Source organism: Photobacterium satsumensis (assembly GCF_050336935.1).
GTDB classification, from domain to species: Bacteria; Pseudomonadota; Gammaproteobacteria; order Enterobacterales; family Vibrionaceae; genus Photobacterium; species Photobacterium satsumensis.
Window position 1 is genome coordinate 46,534 of sequence record NZ_JAKJSK010000006.1, and the last position, 23,549, is coordinate 70,082.

The following is a 23,549-nucleotide window of genomic DNA, read 5'->3' on the forward strand; positions in this document are numbered from 1 at the left end:
GGGCGATGACATATATCCTATCGCTAGAAAACATACATGTAAGAAGGAAAACGCAATGGCTTTTAATATCCGTAAGATCTGTACCTATATTGAAGAAACTCGCATTGAAGGCGGCAAAGTCGGTGATAAGCCAGTCACGATGGCAGCGGTTGCTGTTGTGATTGAAAACCCTTGGCATGGCAAAGGCTTTGTTGAAAACCTTCGTCCTGAAATTACGGAGCATTGTTCAGACTTAGGTGCCTTAATTGTCGATAAGCTCGCTGGCGTAATGGGCGGTGCGGGTAATATTGAAGCTTACGGTAAGGCAGCCGTTGTTGGTATGGAGGGTGAAATCGAGCATGCCTCCGCCGTTATTCATACGTTGCGCTTCGGGAACCACTATCGCGAAGCGGTTGATGCAAAAAGTTACTTAAGCTTCACCAACAAACGTGGTGCAGGTGGTACGTCAATTCAAGTGCCGATGATGCATAAGGATGACGAAGGGCTGCGTTCGCACTACGTTACGCTGGAAATGAAAATTGAAGATGCGCCAGCAGCCAATGAAATCGTTGTGGTACTCGGAGCATCTGATGGTGGACGTGTGCACCCACGAATTGGTAACCGCTATATCGATCTAGAAGAAATCGCAAAAGAGAAAGCCGCCCAACAGCAGCAATAAGGAAGCGATATGGAGGACATGAAATTAGTTGATGGAACCAGCTACTTTTCATGTGGAGATGGCGATACCGTCATCTTCATTCATGGTGTAGGTCTGGACAAATCAATGTGGGGTGGCCAAGTGGCTGGCCTCATGCAACATTACCATGTGATCGGTTATGACATGCTTGGCCACGGCGATAGCCCTGAGCCAGAAAGGGGTGACACAATCGACGCGTATGCCGAGCAATTGGAACGCTTGATCACAGAATTAGAACTTAATAAGCCAATTACCATTGCTGGCTTTTCAATGGGGGGCTTGGTTGCCCGTGCGTTTGCGCTTAAATACTCGCACCGCATTGATAACCTGGTCATTCTAAACAGCGTCTTCAACCGCAGTGACGAGCAGCGTATGAACGTGCTTTCTCGCTGCGAAGACGTAAAAAAGCTAGGCCCTGGTGCCAATGTCGAGGCCGCGATTGAGCGTTGGTTTAGCAAAGAGTACCGAGGTGCAAACCCGGCCCAAATCGACGCAATTACAGCGCGTATTATCACGAATAGCAAAAATGGTTATTTACATACCTATCAGTTATTTGGTGAAAATGATAATTATGGTCTTTCGCAACTCAACACCCTGCATTTACCCGTGTTGGTCGCGACAGGTGAGCTTGATGTAGGTTCGACCCCTGAAATGGCCTATGGATTGGCGCGGTATTTATCTAATGCCAAGGTGGTTGTACTTGATCAACAACGCCACATGATGCCCGTTGAATCACCACAGTTAGTGAATGACATGCTTCGAACCTTCCTTGAAAGCCTGAAGCAAAGCCAGCAAGAGCAAGTGACAATACAGGAGGTCGTCAATGGCGCTTGAACAATTTCAAATGCTAATCCACGGAGAGTGGGTTTCAGCACAAAGCGGTAAAACATTCGAAAGTATTAACCCTGCCAATGAACAGCCGTGGGCATTGTTCCCGTATGCTGACGAGCAAGATGTTGAGCAGGCAGTACAATCGGCACATGCCACATTTTTATCGCCAGAGTGGGCATCGACCACACCAGCCCAACGCGGGAAACTACTTCGCCGCCTCGGTGATTTGATTGCCGAGAACACAGAGCAACTAGCCCAGCTTGAAAGCCGTGACAATGGCAAGCTAATTCGCGAAACACGTGGCCAAGTTAGCTACTTACCTGAGTTCTTTTATTACTTTGCTGGCTTGGCCGATAAAGTTGAAGGTGAAACCTTAGCGCTCGATAAATCTGACATGTTTGGGTACACCGTCCGTGAACCACTGGGTGTTATTGCTGGCATTATTCCTTGGAATTCGCCGCTGTATTTAACCGCAATAAAAATTGCACCTGCATTGGCCACGGGTAACACCGTCGTTCTTAAACCTTCTGAACATGCGTCTGCAACTTTGCTTGAATTAGGGCGGTTAGTCCTTGAGGCTGGCTTTCCTGCCGGTGCCGTTAACGTCATTACCGGCTATGGCTTACCGTGTGGTGCGGCATTAACCCGTCATCCTTTGGTACGTAAAATTGCGTTTACCGGGGGTAGCGAAAGTTCGAAGCATGTTATTCGAAATTCTGCAGAAAACTACGCCAAACTTTCGCTGGAGCTCGGTGGCAAGTCGCCCAATATTATCTTTAATGATGCTGATATCGAGAGCGCGGTTAACGGGGCTGTCGCAGGTATCTTTGCGGCGGCTGGCCAAAGCTGTGTATCGGGCTCTCGCCTGCTGGTTCAACAAGATATTTATGATGAGTTTGTCGCCAAGTTAACAGCACGCGCCGAACAAATCGTGATAGGTGACCCATCACAGCCTGAAACTGAAATGGGCCCAATGGCAACATTAGCTCAGTTAGAAACGGTAGAACGCTTTGTTGATATCGCCTTAACCGAAGGTGCCACATTGCGTACCGGTGGTAAACGTCCAGATATTGCATCGGGTTGGTACTACACCCCAACCATTTTAGAGTGCACCAATCATAGTGATACCGTCGTTCAGGAAGAAATCTTCGGCCCAGTGGCAACGGTGATCCCTTTTGCCGATGAAGCTGAAGCGTTATTGCTTGCGAATGATACTAAGTATGGCCTTGCCGCTGGGATCTGGACGCAAAACCTGGCTAAAGCACACCGTATGATCAAAGGCATCCGCTCTGGCATTGTATGGGTGAATACCTATCGAGCGGTTTCTGCTTCTGCGCCGATTGGGGGCTATGGCCAGAGTGGCTATGGCCGAGAATGCGGCAGTGATGCAATTAATGAGTTCACGCAGTTAAAAGCTGTCTGGATCAATACTTCATCCGAGCCAATGGCTGACCCATTTACCATGCGTTAAGAAGGGAATCATTATGACAACACAACAAGTAGAACAAGCCGTATCACCGGATTTATACAAGAACATTATGGGCCAGTTCCCAACAGGCGTTACTGTGATCACCGCCTATAACGATTTGGGTGATGTGGTTGGCTTTACCGCAAGTGCTTTTAGCGCGCTTTCAATCGATCCGGCTCTGGTGCTGGTTTGTCCTAGCTATTCGTCTGATTCGTACCCGGTGATCCGCGATACCAAGAAGTTTGCAATCCATATCTTGGCTGACGACCAGCAAGCCGTTGCTTACCAATTCGCTAAAAAAGGGATTGATAAGTCCGAAGGGTTGAATATCCAAAAAAGTGAACATGGCCTACCTGTTATTGAGGGGGCATTAGCGGTGCTGGAGTGTGAGCTATGGAATGATTATCCCGGTGGAGATCATGCTATTTTGGTCGGTCAGGTTGTAAATGCTGAACTGGCAGATACAAATGAAGAACATCCCTTACTTTATTGCCGCAGCAAAATGGGTAGTATTCCTGATATGAATTAAAAAGTTAAAGTGGCGTTATTACCGTGTGCTGCAGCGCCATGGTGAGAGTAGGCCACTTGGCACAAATTTAAATAAAGATGCGATGAGGAATTTCCAGTGAAGCTAATTGATTCAAGTTTACTTAAGCAGTCTTGTTATATCGCCGGACAATGGGTAACAGCAGAAAATGAAGCGACTGTGCCTGTTTTAAACCCATCAAACGGTGAGGTGATTGCCTATGTGCCAGAGCTAGGGCGTGAAGAAACATTGTCAGCCATTGAAGCGGCAGAGCAAGCGCAGAAAGCATGGAAGAAAGTCACAGCGAAAGAACGTTCAGTTATCTTACGTAATTGGTATCAGCTGCTCGTTGAAAATGCTGATGACTTAGCGGCGATTTTAACGGCTGAGCAAGGTAAACCACTGGCTGAAGCAAAAGGCGAAATTACTTATGCTGCAAACTTTATTGAATGGTTTGCTGAAGAAGCTAAGCGTACTTATGGTGAAATGATCCCAAGCCATAAACCGAACTCACGTTTAGTGGTAAGCAAAGAGCCTGTAGGAGTGGTTGGCGCAATTACCCCGTGGAACTTTCCCGCCGCGATGATCACCCGTAAATGTGGCCCTGCTTTTGCCGCCGGCTGTGCAGTGGTGTTGAAACCTGCACCTGAAACCCCGTTAACTGCATTAGCCCTGGCTGAGCTTGCTGAACGAGCAGGGATCCCTGCCGGGTTGTTTAGTGTCATTACAGGTAATGCTGTCGAAATCGGTGGGGCATTAACAAGTAGTAAAACGGTGAAAAAAATCTCGTTCACCGGCTCAACGGCAATTGGTAAATTGCTGATGGAGCAGTCTGCTTCATCGGTGAAGAAAATGTCATTGGAGTTAGGGGGCAATGCGCCATTTCTTATCTTCGACGATGCGGATTTAGATGCGGCCGTTGACGGTGTCATGATCGCAAAATTCCGTAATGCTGGGCAAACCTGCGTTTGTGCCAACCGCTTGTATGTGCATGATGCAGTTTATGATCAATTTGCACAAAAGCTGGTGGCGCGTGTTGCTGAGTTAAAGGTTGCAGATGGCTTTACCCCTGGTGCGACGATCGGCCCGCTAATCAACCGAGCCGCTGTTGCTAAAGTACAAAGCCATGTTGATGATGCGCTATCTAAAGGTGCAAAACGCATCTTTGGTGATATTCAGCCTGCAGGGACTAACTTCTTCCCACCACAGATCCTGACAGAAATCACCGATGACATGTTGGTTGCAAAAGAAGAAACCTTTGGCCCGTTGGCCGCATTGTTCCGCTTCAGCACCGATGATGAGGTCATTGCCCGTGCTAATGATACGGATTCTGGTTTGGCAGCCTATGCCTATACCCGTTCGCTGCAACGCGCATGGCGGGTAAGTGAAGAGCTTGAGTCTGGCATGGTAGGGATCAATGAAGGACTGATTTCGACCGAGGTTGCTCCATTTGGTGGAGTAAAAGAATCAGGCCTAGGCCGTGAAGGCGCACGTCAGGGCATTGAAGATTATATGGAAACCAAATATGTGATGATGGGAGGCCTTTAGGCCTCCACTCAATGCTCGCCTCTTGATAGGAACAATCAGCTGTGCAATTAAGCAGCTAAGCAACTGTGCGAATAATCAATAAGGATATGAAAATGAGCGATAAGTTTGAGGAAGGCCTAGCTATTCGCCGTCAGGTATTAGGTGCTGACTATGTTGATGCTTCGATTAATAACGCCACTGATTTTACGATGCCGATGCAGGAATTGGTCACCAAGTATTGTTGGGGTGAAGTGTGGGGGAGAGACACCTTACCGCTGAAAACGCGTAGCATGATTAACCTCGCGATGATCACGGCTCTCAATCGTCCGCATGAGCTTAAATTACACGTGCGTGGGGCGCTTAATAACGGTTGTACCAAAGAAGAAATTCGTGAAGTGCTACTGCAAACGGCGATTTATTGTGGTGTACCTGCGGCGATCGATGCTTTCCGTACGGCTAAAGAAGTGATTGATGAGTACGAGCGTGAAGCCCAACCCGCTTAGCACACACTTTTTGTGCTGACTTTAATCCCAGTGCGATTGATATCAAGATATAACCAAGGAGGAAGGTATGTTGCATAAAACGATTCACTTTTGCTCACAATGCGGGGGTAATGAGGTGCTGATGCAGGTGCCTTCTGGGGATACACACCAGCGGCCTGTGTGTCAGCAATGTGGTCACGTTGTATATCAAAACCCTACCGTTATTGCCGGATGTATTATTGAGCATGAAGGAAAGTTTCTGCTTGGTAAGCGTGCCATTGAACCCATGATGGGGAAATGGAGTATTCCAGCAGGGTTTATGGAAAATGGCGAAACAGTTGAACAAGCTGCAGTACGGGAAGTGCTGGAAGAGACGGGGGCAAGGGTTGACGTTCTTGGTCCGTACTCGATTTTCAGTGTGCCGCAAATGAATCAGGTTTATATCATCTTTCGCGCTCGGTTCATTGGCTTTCAACAACCATTCGGTGATGAAACCGCAGAAGTTACTTTTGTTACGAAAGACGAAGTACCTTGGCAGGCTTTAACCTATCCTGCGATAGGCCAAATACTTAGCCGATATATCAATGAAGAAGACCACGGCCAATTTGGTTTATACATGGGGTGCTATGAACAGGGGCTAGTACACCCTTTTGGTAATGTTAACCCTTGTTTGAATTAACATTTATACGCTACAAATGACCACACAGTTCAGAGGACGTAACATGGCGATCAGTAATATTGAAGGCATCATTGAAGATATTCGATTAGGAAAAATGGTGATCTTAATGGATGACGAAGGTCGTGAAAATGAGGGTGATCTTGTGATGGCGGCTGAATGCGTCACGCCAGAGCACATTAATTTTATGGCGCGTAAGGCCTGTGGACTTATTTGCTTAACCCTGACCGCCGAACGTTGTGAGCAGCTTGGTTTACCTATGATGGTTGAGAACAGTACCGATCCGCAAGGCACGGGTTTTACGATTACCATTGAAGCGGCAGAAGGTGTGACAACGGGTATTTCGGCTCATGATCGTGCCCACACGGTACAGACGGCTGTACGTAAAGGGGCTAAAGCGTCAGATTTAACTCGCCCTGGACATATCTTCCCACTTAAAGCACGCGACGGTGGTGTTTTAGTTCGTGAAGGGCATACTGAAGCGGGGTGTGACTTGGCCCGATTAGCCGGCTTTGAACCTGCAAGCGTGATTGTCGAAATCATGAACGAAGATGGCACCATGGCAAGACGTCCTGAACTTGAAGTGTATGCACAGAAACACGATTTGAAGCTGGGATTGATTTCTGACCTCGTCACTTACCGCCAGTTGACTGAGCAACAACTTGAAGAATGTGTGGCTTAACATACGTTATACCCAAGTGTTATACCCAAGTGATTTGGGTATAGTCTTCACTTTTATTACCCTCAAAGGGGTACAGATATTTAAAAGCTCTGTCACTGGCAGGGCTTTTTGCTTTTAGGTGTTTAACAATTCAAGAGAATTTCTTAAACTTGCATGCATGAAGAAACATTACTTTCCTGCTTACAAGAAAGTAGAAATGGATAACAAGGCTCAGCCTGAGGAACAACCAATGACTAAAGCAAAAATCGGCATCGTGACTGTCAGCGATCGCGCTAGCGCAGGTGTTTACGAAGATATCTCTGGACAGGCGATTATCGATACATTGAATGATTACCTGACCTCGGAGTGGGAGCCAGTATACGAAGTCATTCCTGATGAGCAGGACGTGATTGAAGCAACGCTGATCAAAATGGCCGATGAGCAAGACTGCAGCTTGATTGTAACTACAGGTGGTACCGGCCCTGCGAAGCGTGATGTGACCCCAGAAGCCACTGAAGCGGTATGTGATCGCATGATGCCTGGCTTTGGTGAGTTGATGCGTGCTGAGTCGTTGAAGTTTGTACCGACTGCCATTTTGTCGCGCCAGACGGCGGGCCTGCGTGGCGATAGCCTGATTGTTAACCTACCGGGTAAACCAAAATCAATTCGTGAATGCTTGGATGCCGTATTCCCTGCAATCCCTTACTGTATCGACTTGATGGAAGGTCCATTCCTTGAGTGTAACGAAGAGGTGATGAAGCCTTTCCGTCCAAAGAAAAAATAATTGATGCAGCTTACAATGCCTGCCAATTAACTAAAACGCCGACTGAATGAGTCGGCGTTTTTGTATAGGCATCATTATTTGCTGATAGGCGTTGAGTTAACTTGTTTCAGTACCCAATCAACGAATGTTTTCGCGGCAGGATCGGTGCAGTGATCGGCAATCGAGAGAAAGTAGGCTTTATCTGTGAAATCGAATAATTCAGTCAGGGCAACTAACTGGCCAGTGTCTAACAGCTCTTCAACATGCCAGTCCCACACGAGAGCGATCCCGGCATCATTGATAGCCGCTTGTATCACGGCAACTTGATCTGTCATGCAAATCGCATCATGTGGAATTCGATATTCCAAGCCCGCTTTTTTCGCCCACGTCTGCCAGCCTTCCCAGAATTCCAGTTCATCCTTTAGCATCACAAGGGGCAAATCAAACACGGTTGATATATCAATATGCCCATCGTGTTTTTCGAGGAATCCCGGGCTGCAAACCAGCAATACCCGCTCATGAAATACCAGATAGTTATTATGGTTTTGCGAGTGTATAGGGGAATAGAAAAACGCAACATCGTAGCTGTCATCGGTAGCAACTTGACGCTCGTTGTTCACATTCAGGTTAAACAGCACGTCAGGATGCTCCTGGCGGAATTGGTCTAATTTAGGCAGTAACCAAAAGTGCAAGAAGCAGGGACCAACTTCAATATCCAGTGCTGGAACATTGGCCGCCTCATCCATGCTAAGCGTTTCTTCGGCAAGGATTGTCAGAGCTTCCGTAACTCGGTCTAAATAGCGCCGCCCATTGTCAGACAGGCGAACCCCTTGTGGGGAGCGGGTAAACAGCTCCGTGCTCAGTAGTGATTCTAACTGTTTAATCTGCTTGCTTACCGCCGTTGGCGTTACACATAGCTCATCTGCTGCTTTCGTTAAACTCCCCAACCTCGCTGCGGCTTCAAACATAATTAAGCTATTTGTGGAGGGTATTAATCTGGAGTTTATGGGCATAGTTTTACTTGTATGAACTTATAGTTAACACCATGGTAACTAATTACTGATTTACTGACAAACTACGGTCTATAACATAGAGGGTCCTTTGGCTATAAAACAAGGATGAGAATGAAGACCGTACAAGAGATCCACCATGACTGGCTAACCCTTCCTGACGGTACACGCCTCGCATATCGCGCGTGGATGCCTGATGATGCAGCAACAACCCCTGTTCCCGCGATACTGGAATTTCTTCCCTACCGTAAAAACGATGGCACCATCATCCGTGATGAAATCACAATGCCAGAAACGGCTGCGAACGGTTACGCGTGTATTCGAGTGGATCTTCGGGGCTGCGGTGAATCTGAAGGCCTGTTTGATGATGAATATTCCCAACAGGAGCTTCAAGACGGTTGCGATGTGATTGCCTGGATTGCCAAGCAGAAGTGGTGTGATGGGAATGTCGGCATGGTAGGAATATCTTGGGGCGGGTTTAACTCGCTACAGGTTGCCGCGCTTAGGCCTCCTGCATTAAAGGCGATTATTACCCAGTGCTCGACTGACGACCGTTTCAGGGACGATATCCACTTTGCTGGGGGCTGCCTGCTTAACGATAATATGGATTGGGCGGCTTTCTTCTGGGCCTATGCGCTGGGTCGTTCTCCCGATGCCAAGCTGGTGGGTGATAACTGGAAAAATATCTGGCTGGACCGGCTCAATCAGATGCCGTTTTTGGCCAAGCCGTGGCTGACAGAGCAAACACGTTCTGATTACTGGAAACACGGTTCGGTCTGTGAAGACTACTCAAGTATCGATATACCTGTGTATGCGATGGGGGGCTGGGCAGATGGTTATCGCAATACTATCTTTTCCCTGTTGAGCAATTTATCTGGCCCTAAGAAAGGCTTAGTGGGGCCATGGGCACACAAGTACCCCAATATCGCCTATCCAAATCCTAAAATGGATTACGTTGCTGAATCTGTAAGGTGGTGGGATCGATGGCTGAAAGGCGTTGATAACGGTATTGATAAAGAGCCTGAGCTGCATTATTACTTGCAAGATAGCGTACTGCCACACACCGATTACGATCATCGCCCGGGATGTTGGGTTAGTGAGCCAACATGGCCATCCCCACATACCCAGTATAGGGAATGGCACTTCTCTGATTACGGTTTATCGGACACTGCCACTGACAGTCGCCCGCAATCTATCCGCTCTCCGCAAACGGTCGGTTTAGACGGAGGCCGCTTTTGCGTCGGCATTCGGCTAGATATGGAAAACCCCGCCGATCAACGCATCGATGATGCAGGCTCATTGGTTTTTGACTCAGAGACACTGTCTGAAGCTTTGCCGATAGCAGGGCAGGTAAAAGCACGCTTGTCCCTCTCAAGCGACAAACCGCAGGCCTATGTTATTGTCAGGATCTGTGATGTACATCCTACAGGCGAGGTGACTCGGATAACTCACGGCCTGTTGAACTTGTCTCACCGTAACAGTCACGAATTTCCCGAACCTCTTGTGGTGGGCGAAGTGTATGATGTCGACGTTGCGTTAAACCATATGGCTTATGTGGTGCCCAAAGGTCACAAGGTGCGGATTGCCGTTTCAACTTCTTACTGGCCCCTGATATGGCCATGTGCAGAAGATGCTACGCTGACGCTGTATCCATCGCAATGTTCGGTCAGTATTCCACTGAACGATTCACCTGTGGTGTCAGAATTGGTACCGAGTTATGACAAGCCAGTCAGGTTTGATGGTCAAGTAATGCGTGCGGCAAGTAGCAAACGCGTCGTTCACCGTGACTATAAAACGGGTGTCAGTACCCTTGAAACCGTTGAAGATTTTGGCTGTCAGTTTATCAATTCATCACAAAGTGAAATTGATTTTACGATTGAGCAGTCGATGTCGATTCACCCGCAAGATCCTTTAAGTGCGAAAAATGATCTTCGCTTGAGTGTGGATATGGGGCGTGATGGTTGGCGTACGGCTATAGATGCGCATTATGTTATGACATGTGATGCTCAACATTTTTATATTCAGGCGCAGTGGAAAGCCTGTTGCGATGGCGATGTGATCTTCGAGAAAAGCTTTGATGAGACCATCAAACGCAACTACATGTAATTAATGTTCACGGAAGAACTTATGATAAAAAATATTCGACCTTTGGTCTTTTTTCCGACTTTCTTAATATTGATGGCCGCCTTAGTGCTGAGCTTGGTTGATTTAGAAAGTTTCACCGCTGTAACTGGCGCGATCAACAACACTATCTTGCAGAATTTTTCTTGGCTATTCAGCCTTGGGAGCTTCTATTTACTGGTGCTGATCGTGATCACCTATTTTTCCAAGTTGGGTAATATTCGTATTGGTGGTGAGTCAAGTACTCCTCGTATCAGCAAAAAGCGCTGGTTTATGATTGTACTCTGTACCACATTGGCGGTGGGGGTGCTGTTCTGGACCACAGCGGAGCCGATCTACCACATCTATGGGCCACCGGAGAGCTTGGGTATTGAGCCTGGTAGCGCAGATGCGACATTGTTTGCGATGTCAGCGATGTTCCTACATTGGGGGCCGACACCTTATGCTATCTATTGTGTTCCGGCACTTATTTTTGCGCTCGCTTTCTATAACCTTAAACTGCCGTTTTCGATTTCCAGCTCATTGCGTCCGGTCTTTGGCCGTTATCTGACACCGAAACTATGTGATGTTATTGATGCCTTGGCCCTGTACTCCTTGGTTGTGGGTATGGCTTCATCGCTCGGTACTGGTGCACTAACCTTGGTTGGGGGGGTCAGTCAGTTCGTCGAGATTGAGCGCAATATGTTTACGCTTGGCATCTTTATCGCAGTGATCGTGGGTACGTTTATCTTTTCTGCAGCCAGTGGTCTGATCAACGGTATCGCCCGAATGTCTCAAGCTAATTTTTGGATGCTGATTGTATTGTTTGTCTTCTTGCTCTTTGTCGGCCCGACAACTTATATATTGGCTCTGGGTGTAGAAGGGGTCGGTGAGTTTGTTCAGTCCTTTTTCCGTCTGAGCTTGTTTACGGGTCAGGCTGCTAATGATCCCTGGCCTCAATGGTGGAGTGTCTTTTATTGGGCAGTGTGGTTTGCTTGGGCACCTATCACTGCAATGTTCCTCGGTAAAATTGCTCGCGGCTACACGGTGAAAGAGTTTATTCAGGTTAACTTGATTTATCCAAGTATGTTCATCTTGCTTTGGGTTGCTGTCTTCTCTGGCACTGCAATCTTCATGGATGCGCAAAGTGATGGCGGGCTTTATGCCGTGCTTAATGATCAGGGTGTTGAACAGCTCTTGTATCACATTATGGGGCAACTGCCTTTCAGTGGAATAACCTCATTTTTCTTGATCCTGATAGCGTTTATTTCCTATGTAACGGCTGCTGATTCCAGTACCGATGCTATTGGTGATTTATGTACCAAAGACTTTGATTCGGAGTCCGATGAAGGAACTTCACTCCCGATCAAAATACTGTGGGGTACCGTCATTGGTTTAGTGGCTTGGATCATGGTGAGTACCGTTGGTATTAATGGCGTGAAGCAACTGTCGAACCTAGGAGGGCTACCAGCGACAGTGATTATTCTAGCTTGTAGCCTGACACTGATACGTTGGTTGAGAAAGCCTGAACTTTTGACCTCTGCTGCTCACCAAAATGAGGCAGCGCAGTCACTTGATGACAAAAACGCTGGTGGATCTCCGGTATACGAGAAGTCTTAACCTTAGCAGTACCGAACCCATACAGGTGATGTGCTTTCTATGATTTACTTTTCCGTTCATTAAACAAAAACGCCCTTAGCCTTGCTAAGGGCGTTTTAGTTATAAGCAACTGGAGTGGTTAATCGTGTGGGTTATGCCTTATTGGCTTCCAGTTTATTTTTGGACGTTCCAACTCGAGAGAACAGGAAGTATCCAAGCGATGCAATAAGAATTGAGTCTAAAGAAGGGATGCCTGTTAAAGTGAACCAGCCGTTGACGGTGCAAAAGCCAACAAACGAACCCACCCCCCAGGCAACAAACGTGGATGGCTTAATTGCAGGGTCGTTTTCCAGACTTGCTTCGTTGTAGCCTTTACGGCGATTGATAAAGTAGTCAGCAATGTAGATCCCCGAAATCGGTGGGGTTGCAATGCCAAGGAATAACAGGAATGGAATAAACCATGCCATGATATCCATACTACCGACGATGGTAGCAAGAATACCTAGCGCTACTGTGATCTTCCATTTGGGGAACTGGGAGAACAAAGTCGAAACGACAAGCGTGCCTTGGAACATATTACCGGCATTACCCGTGATGCAGGCGAAAACCAACAAAATAGCAGCGGGCAAGGTAGTTCCGATTACTGCCATTGCTGCCAGCAGTGAGCCTTCCGAGGTCATAGAGCCTGGTACTGCACCGACTAAGAACAATACCGGGTAAGCCAAACCAAATGTTAGGATACCCGCGAGTACGGCATGTTTACGGTTGCGGACAAAACTACCAAAATCTGGTGAGGTTGCGACCAGAACAATAATTGTACCTACGACGGATGATACTGCTGCGCCGAAGCTTAAGCTACTGAGTTTCTCTGCTACAGGGGCGGAGCTGTTAAGTGCCAAGTACAGAATAACAAACATCAGTAGGGCAATGATTGGTACGGCAAACTTCGACACTTTACCCAGAGCTTCAAAGCCAAAGGCGGTAGAAGCAACGAAAATAATACAACCAAATGCAACGATAACAGGGACCGGTAGATCAAGGTTGAACTGGGTAGCAAGAAGATCATGCACACTGTGTCCAAACATGTTAGCTGTCACTGCTATCCAACCAAATAGACTGATGGCCATGATAATATTGATGGCTGTTGCCCCCTTGCTGCCAAAGGAGTATTTCACGATACCGTAGGTTGGTAAGCGAGCTTTTTCGCCGATTGAAATGTTGATCACGGCGAGCACGGTCAAGATAATACTACCCACAGCGATCACAGCAGCCGCTGTGCCTAATGTTAGCTGGCTGCCCAAGCTTGAGGAGGCCAGCAAGACCGGTGTAACAAGGATCCCGAGCAGGATCATTGCAATTTGGAAGCCGGAGGCAGTATTGGATAAATCCGTTTTATTTTTACTACTCATATGATTACGCCTTTCGTTCACGAATTAATTCGTTTTAAGATGTTCATGGGCAATAAGGTGCTTATTCGCAGTGGTTTTATTATTCTTCTATCACTGCTTGGGTTTGGATATAGCTGCGCCATCCTCCGGTCGCGGTGATTTCTCGCTTGCCCTCAACCAGCCAAGGTTCGCCAAGCACTCCAAGTACTTCCGTTCCATCAGCCAATTTCACCTTGCCAATAGACAGGCCGGCAGGCTCATTACTCAGTACAGAAGCGAAGGCTTCCATCGGCAGTTCCCAGACTTCAAGATCAACGCTGTTGTTTGCTTCGATGGTGCGGATCATCGCAGGGTGGACATCATTGATTGACCATAGGCGATAGTGGTTGTCGGTTTTGTCTTCACGGATGAACTTCCCTCCTACATTGGTAAGGTTTGGGTTAAGTTCAAGGCCGCGCATCAAAGTGCCATTTACGGCTAAAAGGGTTGTGTTTGACATAAGGTGTACTCCGTAAAAAAGTGGCCCGGCCATGCCGGACCAAGTTGAATTAGTTGTGGTTGCGAATCCAGGTGCCAGTCGTACTATCAATGGCTTGGATTAATGTGCTGGCTTTGGTTATTACGCCTGCGCCATCGGGATTGACATCTAGAAACTGCAGCAGTGCATCGACTTTCGGTTTCATCGAGCCTTCACCAAATTGGCCTTGTTCGCTGAGTGCTTTTGCGTCGGTTGGCGTGAGGTGATCCAGCCACTGCTGCTCGGGTGTACCGAAGTTGATGGCGACTTTCTCGACACCTGTAGGAATGATCAGCATGTCGGCCTGTAATTCTTTGGCAAGCAAGGCGGACGCAACGTCTTTGTCTATCACGGCTTCGACACCAACAAGATCCCCACTTTCATTTCGTTCAACCGGAATGCCACCACCACCAGCGGCAATGACCAATGAGCCGCAGTCCAATAAGGTTTTGATACTATCGATTTCAATCACTTCCTGTGGGCTAGGGCTAGCAACACAGCGGCGCCACCCTCGACCTGCGTCTTCCATAATGTGCCAATCCAGCTCTGCGGCGTATTTCTCAGCGGTGGCTTTATCCATAAATGAGCCGATTGGCTTATTTGGTGCCTGGAAGGCTGGATCACGAGGATCTACCAGAGTTTGAGTGACTAATGTGACTACAGGACGGGTAAGCCCACGACGTTGTAATTCATTGCATAACGCTTTTTGGAACATGTAACCGATCGCGCCTTGGGTATCACCAACGGCATAGTCGACAGGTACCTGATCCACTTCATGGGCGGCTAGCTCTGAGCGGCGGAGAATAAAACCGACTTGCGGACCATTGCCGTGGGTTAGCACCAAGTCCCAGCCTCGTTCGATTAAATCCACCAGATAACCAACGTTATTGGTCACTGTTTGGTATTGATCCTGAATAGAGCAATGTGCGTTATCGTCAATCAGGGCATTACCACCAAAAGCCACAACGGCTAAGGGTTTCTTGTTCATATCAAACTCCTAGCGGTAGTGTTGGGTTGCGAGTGAACGTAATGCATTAACAAAGCATTTCATCGGCGCGGTGGTGATACCGGCCCCAATCTGGCCCACGCCCGCTTGTTTGTGAGCAATGCCCGTATTGATAATTGGCAGTACGGAATGATCAACTACCTTACGAGCATCAATACCTGCAGCTGTAGGCGCAAAGTTAAGTGCTGGAAGGGTGAAGGCCGGGTTGCCTCCTAGCGTGATGGCTTGCATTGAGCGGCTGTTGTTTGTCGCATCTGCTGGCGTACCGCCAACAAATTTCACGATGGCTGGCGAGGAAGCCATTGCAAAGCCACCCACGCCTGCTGTTTCGGTAATGGCGCTATCGCCCAAATCAGCGGCAGCATCGTCGACGCCATATCCCGGGAAGAAAAGCCCGTCAACGGGGTTCGCCGGGGCTTGGAACCATGTGTTGCCTGTACCGGAAAGACGGATACCAAAATTGACACCGTTACGCGCCATGACAGTTACCATGGTACTGTGCGGCACATTCTCGGCGGCCTTAAGCATACTCTTACAAGCTGCCATCGAGAGGTTCAGGAAGAAATGGTCATTGGCTGTGATAAAACCAACGGCACGCTGAATTTGTTCCTGTGGTAGTGAGGAACTTAGTAGCGCAGGCACCAGCTGTTTTAGCAATAAGCCTGTTGCTGCTGCATTGCGGTTATGGACTTCATCGCCCATATGTAGCGCTTGAGCCATAATTGGCTTGAGCTCAATGGGACCAGACTGTAGCAGCATGGCTTTCATGGCTTGGGCAAGCTCAGTTCCCATCCATTCAAGGCGCTCAATAACCGTTTCACTATTAGCACCAAAACGTAATACTTTACCAAGACCTTCGTTGAAGTTGCTGTATACGCGTTCGTTGTTATGCGCTGGGTTTTCGATGACCCATAGCGGCATAGAGCGGCTGATTATGCCGGCCATTGGCCCAACGGCATCATAGTGGTGACAGGGTTCAAAGGTGACCTCCCCATCGAGGATAAGTGCTTCTGCTTGTTCAAGGTTTTCAGCCCACTTCTCGAATAAAATGGCACCTAAAATAGCGCCCTGAACAGGACCGCACATGTCATGCCAAGCAATTGGAGGGCCAGCGTGTAAGATCAGTTTCTTCTCTGCCAGTGCTGGTATTGCCTCACCGGCATACATGACATCCACTAGCATCGGCTGGGCGGCGAGGTAACGATCCATCGCCGTTTGGTTTGCCTGCTCAACCTCAGGCTGGTTTAGTAGACTCGCAAGGGCGAGACCGCCGTCACGGTCGCCACCTGCTGGTGGTTGCCAATTCATGGCAATGGCATCACCACCGGCACGCTCAATGTTAGAGGCAAAGCTCGTGAGACCGGCATTAAGGACCGTAAGCTTTTGAGTGAAAAGTGCTTTCATTGGAATTACCTAATTAGCCAAGTTGAGAGACAAGGTGAGCGGCGAGATGTGCAGCATCAGCATTATTGTTAGCCACCAAGACACCAGCATCTGCCAATGAATGACGGATCAATTCGCGTGATTGGGGATCCTGTTCGGTACCACAAACATGGGCGATAAAGGCTGGCGGAGTGGCCTGTTCACTGTTGACTTGCTCAATGATGGCAAGGAGTTCAGACAAAGGTTGCTCAGAGGCTCCGTAACCGAGAACAACATCAAACAGTACAACTGCAGTATTGGGGTCCTGAGCGTCTTGAAGAATACGCTGGTTACGCAAGCTAGGGTCGATCATTGGATGCGGACGGCCCTGGGTGAAGTCGTCATCACCGAGGTCAACAATGGTATGTTGTTGGCTGCTCCAAACATCATCAAGTAAGCTATTACCCATGATAGGGGTGTTTGAGTACGCGCTAAAACCATATTGTGATGCAATAATCTGGGCTTCATAACAGAAGGTACCGCCAGCAAATACACCTCTGATGTAACGCTGGGTTACTGAAAGCTGGGTTTGTAGTTTTGCCAACTGTGCTTCACATGCTGTTACGCTGCTCTGTGCTTGCACAGTGGCTGGTGGGATTGCTTGGTTGCCAAGAATAGCGACAGCAACATCAGCAGAGTGTGCCAGTGAGTCAGCGAAATATACATTGCTTGGGGCAGATTCCGTTTTGCCGGCACCAAGGAAGTGAACGACAACGGGTTTATCTATTTGCGATGCGGTTGACAAGATACGCTCGGCAATCGCTTTTGCTGGTGGCTTAGATATCAATACAATAACTTGCGTTTCTTCATCTTCGGCCAGTGCTTGCAGGCCGTGTAACATAGAGATCCCACCGACTTCCTGGTGTAGGTCATGGCCGCCAGTCCCCAAGGCTTGGGATACCCCTTCACCCAGTTGATGAATACGGCATGTTGCTTCCTGTAATCCAGTACCTGATGCCGCGACTACGCCAATGGCACCACGACGGACAACGTTGGCAAAACCAAGTGGAATACCGTTAATAATGGCTGTTCCACAGTCTGGGCCCATCACCATTAATTCTTTCTGTTGCGCTAGCTGCTTGATACGTTTTTCATCATTGAGCGAAACATTGTCACTGAACATCATGACATTCAGGCCAAGGTTCAGTGCTTTCATCGCTTCTGCCGCCGCATATTCGCCAGGTACGGAGATCAGCGCGAGGTTAGCGTCGGGGTGATGCTCTAAACCAAGCGCAAAACTGGTGAGAGTTTGCGAGAACTGCTGACCATCATTGCCGGTATCAGGTTTGGCTGTTAGGGCTTTTTGTGCGTGCTCGATGGCTTCATCACAGGCTTTGTCGTCACCTCTAACTGCAATGACGAGGTCGTTGGGTTTGGCTGCGATGTCTGTACCAAAACCGGCATCAGCCATGCGGGATAAGTTGGCTTCGGTTCCCATAACGACTGAAGCTTCTTCGATGCCATCAGTTTTATTAAGGCTGGCTGAAATCTGCATCAGGGAAACAGAGTCCTGATAGAGATTTTCAAACGTTTTATATTTAATAACCATATTAATACCAGTCAGTTTTAACTTGTTTACTCAGTAATAATTTCTTTATGCAGTACACGATGCCTGCAACCGTATCGGCACCAGAACTTGAACCAATATTGAGATTGGTTGTTATTGTTGCTTCAATTGTTGGTATCTCTGTTGCCGTAAATAAGTAATAAATCAGCCATTGCACTGGCTTTGAAAAATGCTGTGATAGTGCCAGTGATAAATAGTGAGCGCTGATATCTGTCGTCTTTGCAATACCTTGTGGTACTTGCTTTTGCAAACATTGGAAGGCTACGCCAGCTGCAGGGTTTAATTTCTGAATGCTGGCCAGCACGGCCATAACGCCGATCAAAAAGTCATCACCGGAAGGTGTGAGTCCTATGCCATAACCTATGTTTTTAACGAGTGTTTCTGGGAACGAGTTAATACATTTAGGTGTGATTAAACCTAGGTGATATATATATTCATCAACAGAAGATAGTGGCTGTATTTCGTTTTTAGAAATATGTTTAGCCAAGACTTTTTCTGCGACGAGAATATTATCTTTAACTCTCTCTCTATTTATTTGTGGTAAAGGTGGCGCCTGTGACCAGTTTGTGGCTGTTAAAGTATTTATTGCCAGCGATGAAGGAGAGCTAAAGCGTATAATACCTCCTCGCATAAATACGGCGTCACCCACATTTACCATTGCCATTAAGTTTTTTTGTGCTCCCCAATTGCACTGATAGGCTGTTGGGGTCTCAGGTAATGTGTCGTCGAGTAGGGATACCAAAGGTGTCTCTTTTTGGTCTGTTGCTATGTTTACCGACCGCTTAAAGACGCTGTGTACTTTGCCATTGAATGACAGAGTTGGGCAAAGGTATCCCTTAGTAAGCGCAAGGATCATGTCTGCAGCTTACTTTAGACCCTCGATAATATTTTCCGCGTTAGATACCCAACCGAAAATTGCACCCTGCGCTTTGATCATTTCGAGTGCATATTTTTGAAACTCAGGGAAATAAGAACCCACACAATCTTCGGGAATGATGCACTCATAACCGCGGTCATTGGCTTCACGCACTGTCGTGTTAACACAGACTTCGGTCGTTACACCGCAAACAATCAGGGTTTTGATATTGTGGTTTTGCAGAATAAGGTGAAGGTCAGTTTGGTAGAAAGCCCCTTTACCTGGCTTATCGATAATAGGTTCGCCAGTGATAGGGTAGAGCTCAGGAATAATGTCATGGCCTTCTTCACCACGAATGAGAATGCGACCTTTTGGACCCGCTTCACCGATAAACGTCTTGCCACCACGCGTTAGCTTCGCAGGTGGACAATCGCTAAGGTCGGCACGGTGACCTTCACGAGTATGAATTACCATCATTCCCGCATTGCGTGCTGCTTGTAGTACTTTGCCGCAAGGCTCAATGGCAGAGCGAACCAGCGACACATCATTACCGAGTGCTTCACCAAACCCGCCGGGCTCAACAAAGTCACGTTGCATGTCAATGACAACCAAAGCAGTTGTTTCAGGAGTAAATTCGAGGGCAAAGGGTTCGGCATTAAATGTTCTAGTCATAGTTCAATAACCTTTAATTATTGGGTCAGGCTAACTCTTGGTGGTTAGCACAGGACTGATATTATCCAGCTGTGACTAATTAAAAAAGTGAGTAAATTAGACCTCTGAAATCAAAGATTTTGATGAGTCAGACATTGGTGCGTGACTCATCACATTATTATGGTGCGAGATGGCTGTGATTGGGAACAAATCACAGTTTTTATACTTACATCGAAAAAACTGATGTGTCGTTTCAGCTTTTTACTGAGCCAAAAGGCTGAAAATCTGAACTGGATCACGGCGTTTGAGCACCGTTTTTAACTGCACCACTGATTGGCGTTTTCTGGCTGCATCAAGTATTCGATACACCAGTTCAATACAGGACTCTCACGGTTGGCATGCCAGGCATAAAATAGCTGCGTTGGCTGTTTATGTTCGACAATGGCTTTCTTAATGACAGTTCCCTGGTCTAGCAAGTTCTTTATACGATGGTGGGGGATATAGCCAATTCCGACACCACGCTCAATCATCTTTATCGCGGTTGTTAACTCTGGGGCATAAATAATTTTCTGCCCTGTGAGGGACCAGGTATCTTGCGGTGAGATGTGCTGTGAGGTGTCTTTGACGACAATAGCGGGGTAGTAGCGTAGCTGCTCTGCCGTTAATACGGCTATTTTACTTGCCAGTGGGTGAGACTGTGCGACGATGAAGTCCCATTCAATGTTACCAATGGAATGATAGATAATCCCTTCCATCTTTGGTGCTGAGTGTGGTGCACCAATGACCAAGTCTGCTCGCCGATCGTATAACGCATCCCAACAGCCGTTATAGACTTCAGTTTTGATTGAAATCTGGGTCGAGGGAAACTGCTCGTTTAGCTGTGCAATTAAATCAATGAGGCCATCACGATTAATAATATTATTAATGGCAATCGAAAATGAAACATCCACCCCGGTGCTGATCATGGCTGTGTTGCGAACGAGCTCTTCGTAAGAATCAAGCATCCATTGGCTTTGGTCGATAAAGTACTGCCCCGCAGGTGTAAGCTTCACCTGCCGACCTGTTCGGTCAAACAATGGAAAACCAAGCTCCTCTTCCATTTTCTTTACGGTATAGCTAACGGCTGAAGGTACACGACTGAGCCGCTCTGCGGCAACGGCAAAGCTGCCTGATTTAGCGATGACATGAATGGTTTTAAGCGCGTCTTTAGACAGGGGCATGCTGATATCCGAATAGCAAGGTTGATAAAATTATATGTTTTTGCAGGGGGTAATCAACGCTCTGTGTACATTTGCAAGCTCAGTGTCACAGCTTGATTTCATTAATATTCAAAATAGTTTCTTCAATTCAACACCTTCTTTAAACTGCTTCTATGTAAATATCCTTGAACCATATTGATAGCCTTGTTGTTACAGATTGTAGAGGAGCTACTATTAACGATGATATGTTATACCCAAGTGACATCAAGAAGCTGGATTCAGAGCTTTATCGAGGTTTTCATTTCAAAGAAGATAACTGAATGGAGTTGTTGACTTATTCGAGGTTAGCAGATGTAGAAATTGGCTCCCTAAGGGCGAGTTTACTTGGCTGTTATGCTGTGTTGGCGATTTTTGTATTAGAGCGACTAGTATCTGCAAATCGCCGCCTTGCCTATCAACCAAGTAATTCTCGCTGAACCAAGCACCATGACGCCACTTGGGTATAGGAGGAAAGAATGAAAATTAAAACGCTAATTATTGCATTGGCACTAGCCACTGCAGTAACAGCCCCAGTACATGCCGGCTGGGATGAAATTAAAGATGCCGCTTCAAAGCTAGGCGAAGAGGTTGGTAAAGGCTCTAAAGAAGCCTGGGATTCCGTGTCGGATTTCTCAAAGGAGACTTGGGACTCAGTCTCTGAATGGGGAGAAGATGCCTATAACACTGCCGGTGAGTGGACGGATGCCTCCGTCAAGAAAAGCAAAGAGTGGCTGGATGTGGCCGATGCTAAGCTTGATGAGATGCTAGAGCCTGAAACCCCAGAGGAAGCCCGCCTTGCTTTGAATACCATGGCTGATACGGCTCTGGTTCGGTTATTCAACGAACAGCCTTCTGCCAAGTTACTGTTCGATAGTGCCTATGGTTATGCCGTATTCGATTCTCGTAAGTTTTCACTGATGCTCCATACCAACCAAGGGGCTGGCGTTGCGGTGAACCGCCAAACGGATAAACACACTTACATGAAAATGTTTGGTGCAGGGCTTGCTGCTGGATTTGGCGGCAAGTTCTACCAGCAAGTGATCTTCTTTGAAGATCAAAAAACCTTTGATGGATTTGTTACCGATGGTTGGGAAGCGACTTCAGAGGTTGGCGCTGTAGCCGGGACGGAGAGTGCCGAGCTGGCAGCGAAATACAATGGGGGTATGGCCATTTACCAGATTGGTGAGAAAGGCCTGTTGCTTGATGCTAACATTTCAGGTTCGAAATACTGGATTGATACTGATTTGACCGAGTAATACCGGTAAATGCCGGGTAGGCGGTTCGAGTATCGACTATTGTGATTATTTGAATCAATACGATCTTAGACTCCAAAGGGTAGGGAACCTTACCCTTTCTGTGGAGGAAGAGTAATGAAAGGCTTTATCAGTGGTTTACCTAAGGTTGAACTTCATCTTCACCTCGAAGGTACGCTTGAGCCAGAGTTGATGCTTGCTCTGGCTGAGCGCAATAACGTCACGCTTCCCTATTCTTCAGTAGAGTCGTTAAAAGCGGCTTATCAGTTCAATAATCTCCAAGCATTTCTCAACCTCTACTATCAAGGCGCCTTGGTACTCCAAACTGAGCAGGACTTTTATGATCTGACCTACGCCTATCTCAAACGGTGTAAAGAAGAGCATGTTATTCATACCGAAGTTTTTTTTGATCCTCAGCTACACACTCAGGCTGGGGTAGCCTTCGACACCGTAATAAAAGGGATCACTCAAGCTTTGGCGGACGGTGAAACTGAGTTAGGGATCTCGTCTGGATTAATAATGTGCTTCTTGCGTGATTTATCGGAGGAAGACGCCATAGAGACGCTGAAGCATTCAATAAGCTATCGGGACGACATTATTGGGGTTGGATTAGATTCGGCTGAATTGGGTAACCCTCCGCAAAAATTCGAACGGGTATTTGCCATGGCGAGGAATACGGGGTTCAAAACTGTCGCCCATGCTGGGGAGGAAGGATCAGCCGATTATATCTGGGGAGCGATCGAAGCGCTTCACGTTGATCGTATTGATCATGGCGTGCGATGCAGTGATGATCCCAAGTTGGTGGACTACTTAGTTGTACACCAAGTTCCTTTGACGGTATGCCCATTATCCAATGTGAAGCTAAATGTATTTGCTGACATCGCTGAACATAATATTGTCGATCTTTTGAAGCAAGGGGTACTGGTAACAATTAATTCCGATGATCCTGCTTATTTCGGTGGTTATCTCAATGATAACTACTTGGCTGTTGCTGAGGCTTTCGATTTGACTAAGCAAGACGTGGCAAAGTTTAGCGAGAATGCGATTCAGGCAAGTTTCTTGAGTGGTGAGAAGAAACGGCTATTGCAGCAGAAATTGGAACATTATCTGGAAATTCAGTTTCGGCCGATTATCTAAAAAAAACGCCTATCAAGTCCATGATAGGCGTAGCAATAAATCGATTAAGGAACAACATATTTGAAGTGCGATAATCATACGGTCTGGGTAAAAAACGTGCAACGATCGTTTATGTAAAAGTTGTACGCTGTTTTGTTAATTTTCTTTTGGCTTAACTATTTACATTGTGCTGACTGTTCAATATTTTTATTTGCT

At 47.2% G+C, this 23,549-nt stretch carries 21 protein-coding genes and 1 pseudogene; 13 read left to right on the forward strand and 9 right to left on the reverse strand.

The window, feature by feature from the left end:
• Positions 1–55: 55 nt before the first annotated feature.
• The 9 genes and pseudogenes from L4D79_RS00365 to mog all read left to right on the forward strand — a co-directional run bounded on the left by L4D79_RS00365 (position 56) and on the right by mog (position 7,631).
• Positions 56–658 carry an amino acid synthesis family protein gene (locus tag L4D79_RS00365; protein ID WP_428645829.1) on the forward strand — a complete coding sequence of 201 codons (603 nt, stop codon included), beginning with the start codon at positions 56–58 and terminating at the stop codon, positions 656–658.
• A 9-nt stretch (positions 659–667) separates the two neighbouring features.
• On the forward strand, positions 668–1,510 hold the full coding sequence (locus L4D79_RS00370) for an alpha/beta fold hydrolase (RefSeq protein ID WP_428645832.1): 843 nt from the start codon (positions 668–670) through the stop codon (positions 1,508–1,510).
• Entirely contained in the window at positions 1,500–2,978 is a 1,479-nt protein-coding gene (locus L4D79_RS00375; protein ID WP_428645834.1) for an aldehyde dehydrogenase, read from the forward strand. Before L4D79_RS00370 ends, L4D79_RS00375 begins: the two co-directional genes overlap by 11 nt.
• 13 nt (positions 2,979–2,991) lie before the next feature.
• The gene (locus L4D79_RS00380; RefSeq protein WP_428645837.1) at positions 2,992–3,504 is read left to right on the forward strand and encodes a flavin reductase family protein; all 513 of its coding nucleotides are present in this window, start codon (positions 2,992–2,994) and stop codon (positions 3,502–3,504) included.
• Between the two features lie 96 nt (positions 3,505–3,600).
• Positions 3,601–5,049: an NAD-dependent succinate-semialdehyde dehydrogenase gene (locus tag L4D79_RS00385; protein WP_428645840.1), complete on the forward strand. Its 1,449-nt coding sequence runs from the start codon at positions 3,601–3,603 to the stop codon at positions 5,047–5,049.
• Between the two features lie 92 nt (positions 5,050–5,141).
• Positions 5,142–5,531 carry a carboxymuconolactone decarboxylase family protein gene (locus tag L4D79_RS00390; protein WP_428645843.1) on the forward strand — a complete coding sequence of 130 codons (390 nt, stop codon included), beginning with the start codon at positions 5,142–5,144 and terminating at the stop codon, positions 5,529–5,531.
• Positions 5,532–5,598: 67 nt separating this feature from the next.
• Positions 5,599–6,189, forward strand: coding sequence for an NUDIX hydrolase (locus L4D79_RS00395; RefSeq protein ID WP_428645846.1), 591 nt, complete (start codon positions 5,599–5,601; stop codon positions 6,187–6,189).
• Between the two features lie 43 nt (positions 6,190–6,232).
• Positions 6,233–6,853, forward strand: a pseudogene (gene ribB / locus L4D79_RS00400) (3,4-dihydroxy-2-butanone-4-phosphate synthase); the annotation flags it as partial.
• 244 nt (positions 6,854–7,097) lie between these two features.
• Positions 7,098–7,631: a molybdopterin adenylyltransferase gene (gene mog, locus L4D79_RS00405; RefSeq protein WP_428645849.1), complete on the forward strand. Its 534-nt coding sequence runs from the start codon at positions 7,098–7,100 to the stop codon at positions 7,629–7,631.
• 74 nt (positions 7,632–7,705) lie between these two features.
• On the opposite strand, the gene L4D79_RS00410 is transcribed toward mog, so the two are convergent.
• A complete protein-coding gene (locus L4D79_RS00410) occupies positions 7,706–8,578 on the reverse strand; it encodes a LysR substrate-binding domain-containing protein (RefSeq protein WP_428645852.1) in 873 nt (290 codons plus the stop codon).
• 156 nt (positions 8,579–8,734) lie between these two features.
• Here L4D79_RS00410 and L4D79_RS00415 point away from each other — a divergent pair, with 156 nt between their 5' ends.
• Both L4D79_RS00415 and L4D79_RS00420 read left to right on the forward strand, forming a co-directional pair.
• A complete protein-coding gene (locus L4D79_RS00415; protein WP_428645855.1) occupies positions 8,735–10,726 on the forward strand; it encodes a CocE/NonD family hydrolase in 1,992 nt (663 codons plus the stop codon).
• A 21-nt stretch (positions 10,727–10,747) separates the two neighbouring features.
• Positions 10,748–12,340, forward strand: a complete 1,593-nt coding sequence (locus tag L4D79_RS00420) for a BCCT family transporter (protein ID WP_428645858.1) — start codon at positions 10,748–10,750, stop codon at positions 12,338–12,340.
• 131 nt (positions 12,341–12,471) lie between these two features.
• Here the strand turns inward: L4D79_RS00420 and L4D79_RS00425 are convergent, their stop codons facing one another.
• The 8 genes from L4D79_RS00425 to L4D79_RS00460 all read right to left on the reverse strand — a co-directional run bounded on the left by L4D79_RS00425 (position 12,472) and on the right by L4D79_RS00460 (position 20,946).
• Positions 12,472–13,728, reverse strand: a complete 1,257-nt coding sequence (locus tag L4D79_RS00425) for a cytosine permease (protein ID WP_428645861.1) — start codon at positions 13,726–13,728, stop codon at positions 12,472–12,474.
• A 79-nt stretch (positions 13,729–13,807) separates the two neighbouring features.
• Positions 13,808–14,206 carry an allophanate hydrolase-related protein gene (locus L4D79_RS00430; RefSeq protein WP_428645864.1) on the reverse strand — a complete coding sequence of 133 codons (399 nt, stop codon included), beginning with the start codon at positions 14,204–14,206 and terminating at the stop codon, positions 13,808–13,810.
• Positions 14,207–14,255: 49 nt separating this feature from the next.
• Positions 14,256–15,212, reverse strand: a complete 957-nt coding sequence (locus L4D79_RS00435; RefSeq protein ID WP_428645866.1) for a carbamate kinase — start codon at positions 15,210–15,212, stop codon at positions 14,256–14,258.
• 9 nt (positions 15,213–15,221) lie between these two features.
• Positions 15,222–16,634, reverse strand: a complete 1,413-nt coding sequence (locus L4D79_RS00440) for a YlbE family protein (RefSeq protein WP_428645868.1) — start codon at positions 16,632–16,634, stop codon at positions 15,222–15,224.
• 13 nt (positions 16,635–16,647) lie between these two features.
• Positions 16,648–18,201: an acyl-CoA synthetase FdrA gene (gene fdrA / locus L4D79_RS00445; RefSeq protein ID WP_428645871.1), complete on the reverse strand. Its 1,554-nt coding sequence runs from the start codon at positions 18,199–18,201 to the stop codon at positions 16,648–16,650.
• Between the two features lies 1 nt (position 18,202).
• The gene (locus tag L4D79_RS00450; RefSeq protein WP_428645873.1) at positions 18,203–19,075 is read right to left on the reverse strand and encodes an oxamate carbamoyltransferase subunit AllH family protein; all 873 of its coding nucleotides are present in this window, start codon (positions 19,073–19,075) and stop codon (positions 18,203–18,205) included.
• A 9-nt stretch (positions 19,076–19,084) separates the two neighbouring features.
• Positions 19,085–19,747, reverse strand: coding sequence for a cysteine hydrolase family protein (locus L4D79_RS00455; protein ID WP_428645876.1), 663 nt, complete (start codon positions 19,745–19,747; stop codon positions 19,085–19,087).
• Positions 19,748–20,043: 296 nt separating this feature from the next.
• Positions 20,044–20,946 (reverse strand): LysR substrate-binding domain-containing protein, encoded by a 903-nt coding sequence (locus L4D79_RS00460; protein ID WP_428645879.1) that lies wholly within the window; start codon positions 20,944–20,946, stop codon positions 20,044–20,046.
• A gap of 494 nt (positions 20,947–21,440) precedes the next feature.
• On the opposite strand from L4D79_RS00460, the gene L4D79_RS00465 reads away from it, so the two are divergent.
• Both L4D79_RS00465 and L4D79_RS00470 read left to right on the forward strand, forming a co-directional pair.
• A complete protein-coding gene (locus L4D79_RS00465) occupies positions 21,441–22,220 on the forward strand; it encodes a lipid-binding SYLF domain-containing protein (RefSeq protein ID WP_428645882.1) in 780 nt (259 codons plus the stop codon).
• A gap of 114 nt (positions 22,221–22,334) precedes the next feature.
• Complete coding sequence (locus tag L4D79_RS00470) at positions 22,335–23,354, forward strand: adenosine deaminase (protein WP_428645885.1); 1,020 nt, start codon at positions 22,335–22,337, stop codon at positions 23,352–23,354.
• Positions 23,355–23,549 lie beyond the last annotated feature (195 nt).